This window comes from Lentzea aerocolonigenes (genome assembly GCF_000955955.1).
GTDB lineage: Bacteria > Actinomycetota > Actinomycetes > Mycobacteriales > Pseudonocardiaceae > Lentzea > Lentzea aerocolonigenes_A.
In genome coordinates, this window is sequence record NZ_JYJG01000113.1 from 1 (window position 1) to 904 (window position 904).

The 904-nt window shown below is 68.6% G+C and carries 1 protein-coding gene; it reads right to left on the reverse strand.

What is annotated here, in order from left to right; translation table 11 throughout:
- The coding region (locus tag UK23_RS17505) for a GDSL-type esterase/lipase family protein (RefSeq protein WP_052684760.1) at positions 1-856 on the reverse strand (856 nt) is incomplete at its 3' end.
- Between the last annotated feature and the right edge of the window lie 48 nt (positions 857-904).

A 904-nucleotide genomic window follows, 5' to 3' on the forward strand; every position in this document is an offset into this window, starting at 1 on the left:
CGGTCAGGTCGATCACCGGCACGTTCGCGCTGCGCCCGAGCGCCCGGATGACGGCGGGCAGGTCCGCGCCGACGCTGTTGATGTGCAACGCGGTGTTGTTGAGCTTGGTGCCGCTGAACAACCTGCGCACCGGCGGGGTCATCAGCACCGGGACACCGCCGCGTTCCCGGACACCGTTGACCAGCCGGGTGAGGTTGTCCCGGAATGCACCAGCGCTGGTGGTCTTGTCGTTGTGTCCTAACTGGATGAACACCAGGTCCTTGCTCCTGATCAGCGGCTTCATCCGCGGGAACAGCGCGCTGTTCGACAGGAAGCTGCCAGAGCTCTCACCGGAGTCGCCGTAGTTCGCGATCACGGCGCCTTCCCTCACCCGAGCCGGCAGGTACTGGCCCCAGCCGGTGTAGGGCGCCGTCGGCTGGTCGCACACCGTCGAGTCACCGGCCAGGTAGACCGCCAGCGGAGCCTGCGCCGGGGTGACGGTCAGCGTGCCGATCGCCGGAGCGCTGCCGCCGAACGTGATCTGCAGACCGGGCGTGCCGTTGCCGCCCTGGCCGGTGGGTTGCCCCTCCGGGTTGCGGACGTTGACCGTGGCCTTCGTCTTGACGACCTGGCCCGAGGTGGTGGACACGGCGTTGAGGACCTGCCTGCGGGCCTCCACCGACATGGAGGTGTTGGCCGCCTTGGTGGTGCTGCCCAGTTCCACCGTCACGTCGTAGTTGCCGGGCGCGACGTTGAAGCTGCACTTGATCGGCGCGGTGCCGGAGCACTGCGGTGGCAGTGCGGCCGCAGCGGGGATCGGCGCCAGCACGACCGCGCTGAGACCGGCCGTGAGGAGCGCGAGGCGCTTGAGAGACACGAAATTCTCCTGTCACACGTTGAGGAAGCCGTCCATGGCCGCGGTCGG